The sequence below is a fragment of the Yeosuana sp. genome (assembly GCF_057126245.1).
In genome coordinates this window covers 1-3560 of sequence record NZ_DBNGMQ010000047.1, presented here as the reverse complement: position 1 = coordinate 3560, position 3560 = coordinate 1, and the positions used below count along the sequence as shown (strand labels likewise).

4 protein-coding genes and 1 pseudogene are annotated in these 3560 nt (G+C 34.3%); 1 reads left to right on the top strand and 4 read right to left on the bottom strand.

All coding sequences use genetic code 11. The features are described from left to right. From AC15TD_RS04665 to rpsF, 4 genes are all read right to left on the bottom strand, one after another. Positions 1–1978: TonB-dependent receptor (locus tag AC15TD_RS04665; RefSeq protein ID WP_484450968.1), on the bottom strand; the 1978-nt coding region annotated here is incomplete at its 3' end. A gap of 138 nt (positions 1979–2116) precedes the next feature. Then, complete coding sequence (gene rplI, locus AC15TD_RS04660; RefSeq protein WP_484450967.1) at positions 2117–2581, bottom strand: 50S ribosomal protein L9; 465 nt, start codon at positions 2579–2581, stop codon at positions 2117–2119. A gap of 13 nt (positions 2582–2594) precedes the next feature. Further along, positions 2595–2894, bottom strand: coding sequence for a 30S ribosomal protein S18 (rpsR, locus tag AC15TD_RS04655; RefSeq protein ID WP_394874904.1), 300 nt, complete (start codon positions 2892–2894; stop codon positions 2595–2597). A 2-nt stretch (positions 2895–2896) separates the two neighbouring features. Then, a complete protein-coding gene (gene rpsF / locus AC15TD_RS04650) occupies positions 2897–3235 on the bottom strand; it encodes a 30S ribosomal protein S6 (protein ID WP_484450966.1) in 339 nt (112 codons plus the stop codon). A 199-nt stretch (positions 3236–3434) separates the two neighbouring features. Between rpsF and AC15TD_RS04645 the strand changes: the two are divergent. Next, positions 3435–3533: pseudogene (locus tag AC15TD_RS04645) on the top strand (DNA-binding response regulator); the annotation flags it as partial. Between the last annotated feature and the right edge of the window lie 27 nt (positions 3534–3560).

Below are 3560 nucleotides of genomic sequence, written 5' to 3'. Positions count from 1 at the left end.
TTACTTCTTCATTTGAATTTGGATTAAAATATAACACTGAATTATCTCTTGTAGCAGTATTATCTGTATCAATATATTTTTGAATCAATTCGGCCGTATTAAAATATAATGGTTTATCAAAACGAACCCCATATGTAAGCTTAAATTCATCATTAACATTCCATTCGTCCTGTGCATAGAACGATAATTGACCAACATTAAGTTCTGCCAATTTCCAACCACCATCATTCCCTGTTCCATTCGCATTAAACGAATCATAGGCATTTTGAGTAGCGGTTAAATATTGATCAACAAGACCACCAGGCTGTGCATTATTCAAAAATGTTTGAACATCGGGATATTGACTAAAAATCCCATAATAAGGGAAAATTCCAAAATTAAAAGACTCGTAATTAACTAGGTTAAAAGAATTTTTAAAGGCAAATTTCTCAAAGGAAAAACCAATTGTAAATGTATGGTTACCTTTTACAATATTTAAATTGTTTGTCAACTGGAATACCTTCTGATCTAATTCATTATTAATAGAAAATGGTTCATGTCCTGCAATTATATAATTAGATCCCGCACCATCTTGAATGGTAATTATAGGAGCAGGTCCAGACAATGGATTTCTAAAATCGTCAAAATGTGTGTAGCCTACTTGAAGTTTATTGGTCATTTCATCTGACAATTTAGAGTTTAGTTCCAATTGAACAGACTGTAGTTTGTTATTAATCTCATAACCAGAATTTTCAAATTGTAGTGTTTGAAAACTCGGTCCTCTTGAGCCCAAAGCTGTTGGATGCGCTGGCTTTTCTTTCGAAGCATCTAACCAATTGTATATAACTGCTAAACGATTATTGTCATTAATATTCCAATCCAATTTAACAATTCCTTTCGTAGATTCTGAACCATAATTAAATCCTTGATATGCTCCAGTATTATAACCTAGCCCTCCAGTTCTAGAACCATCAGATTGTAGCACGCCCCATAATGCTTCTTGAACAGCAACAAAATCACTTTCCGAGACCCTAGATTCATTTACCGCTGTTATCAAATTCCCATTATCTGGTACCCATCCATTAGTCCCTAGATCTGTTCTTTCATCTTTTTCAAAATTGGCGAAAAAGAATAGTTTGTCCTTTATTATTGGGCCACCAATACTAATACCATATTGGTTTTGCTTTAAATCTGACGTTGGAACATCTTGTCCGTTCACTTCGCTCCCAGTAAGGTTCTCATCTCTATAGAAACCATAAACAGTTCCATGGAACTCGTTAGTTCCACTCTTAGTAACAGCATTTACGGAAGCTCCTGTAAAACCAGATTGAGTGACATCATACGGAGCTAAAGAAACTGATATTTGATCTATGGCATCTAAAGATATGGGTTGTGCATCAGTTTGTCCTCCAGGTGTTGGTGCGTCTAACCCAAATGGATTGTTAAAAATAGCACCATCTAGAGAAAAGTTGTTAAACTGGTCGTTTCTACCACCAAATGAGTTACCTGTAGAGGAAGGCTCTAACCGAGTAAAATCTGCCGCAGATCTTGAAATTGTGGGCAGACGAGTTAATTCACGTCTTCCAACACTAGTTTCAGCGCCGGTTCTATCACTTCCAAAAGTACCTGTACCACCAGATCCTTGTATCACAATTGCTTCAAGTTCTGATGTCTTTTCGATTAAAACAACATCTATATTCTGTGTTTTCCCTAAATTAAGATACACATCATTAAATGATTGCTCATTGTAACCCACAAAAGAGATTGTAACACTGTACGGGCCACCTACCCTCAAATTTAACAAATTAAAACGTCCATCAATATTTGATGCAGCCCCGTATTTTGTACCGGTTGGTGTGTGTATAGCCAATATATTGGCACCAGGCAGTGGAACTGAACTTTGATCTAAAATAAGGCCCTTAATGTTAGATGTGGTTACTTGGGAAAAGGCAAGTATTCCAAAAAACATGAAGGCAATTAAAAGGATTGTTTTTTTCATTTGATTAAATTTTGAGTTAGTCATTTTTTTTTCATTCTATGCATGCATAGAATAATCGAACAAATGTAACGTAAAAAAAAGCCACTCAAAAGAGTGGCCTTATAATAATAAAAAACTTTTATTAACTAATTGTTAATACTAGTTCGCTTGCGCTATAACCTCAAAAGGGAAATCGAACGTTACTTCACGATGTAAACGCACAACAGCATTATACTGTCCTAAACGTTTAATGTTACCACCTGTTATTGTAACAAATTTCTTATCTATAGTATGACCCTCTTTCTCAAAAGCAGTAACTAAATCTGCTTTTGTCACAGATCCAAATAATTTATCTCCTGCCGAGGCTCCTTCAGTCGCCTTCGCAGTAATTTTAATTTCTAATGCCTTAATAGCCTCAGCCATGGTGTTAGCATCATCAATTAATTTTTTGTCTTTAAAAGCTCTTTGCTTTAGGTTTTCAGCCAACACTTTCTTTGCAGAGATTGTTGCTAAAATAGCTTGCCCTTGAGGAATTAAAAAATTTCTACCATAACCGTTCTTAACTGTTACAACATCGTCTTTAAATCCTAAATTTTCAACGTCTTGTTTTAATATAAGTTCCATTGTTATTGGTATTTTATTTTAATAAATCTGCTACGTATGGCATCAACGCTAAGTGTCTTGCTCTTTTTACGGCAACAGATACTTTTCTTTGATACTTTAATGAGGTTCCTGTTAAACGTCTTGGTAAGATTTTACCTTGCTCGTTCACGAACTTCAACAAGAAATCTGGATCTTTATAATCCACATATTTAATTCCTGACTTTTTGAAACGACAATATTTCTTTTGCTTATTGGTCTCAATGTTCAACGGGGTTAAATATCTAATCTCTCCGTCTTTTTTTCCTTTAGACTGTTGTTCAATAGATGTTGCCATAATTATGCTTTTACTTTAAGTTTTTCTCTTCGTCTTTCCGCCCATGAGATAGCATGTTTATCTAACGCCACCGTTAAATAACGCATAAAACGCTCATCACGTCTGAACTCTAATTCTAAGGCTCCAATCACCTCTCCTGGTACAGTGTACTCAAATAAGTGGTAAAAACCACTTTTTTTGTTTTGGATTGGGTAGGCTAATTTTTTTAGTCCCCAATCTTCTTTAGCTATCATCTTAGCGCCGTTAGAAACAAGAAAATCTTCGTATTTCTTAACTGTTTCCTTTATCTGTTCATCAGATAAAACGGGATTTAAGATGAAAACAGTTTCATAATGATTCATAAAAATCGAATTTATTGTTAAAAATTGGCTGCAAAAATAACTATTTTATCTATATTACACAACTAAATAGAGAGACAAAATACCAAATCTCATGTATGTTAAATTTTTGTTAAAAACTACAGTTCACCGATGAAATTTGGTTTTTAACGTAATTTTTTGTACTATTGTCGATATCTTAACCGAAATAATATAAAATGTTATGACTTTAAACTGTGTAGTAGTAGACGACTCAGCGATACAAAGACTTTCAATTGTTAAGTTATTAGAGAACCACCCCGCTCTAAACTTAATAGCTGAATAAAGTAGCGCGCTAGAGACTAAAAAT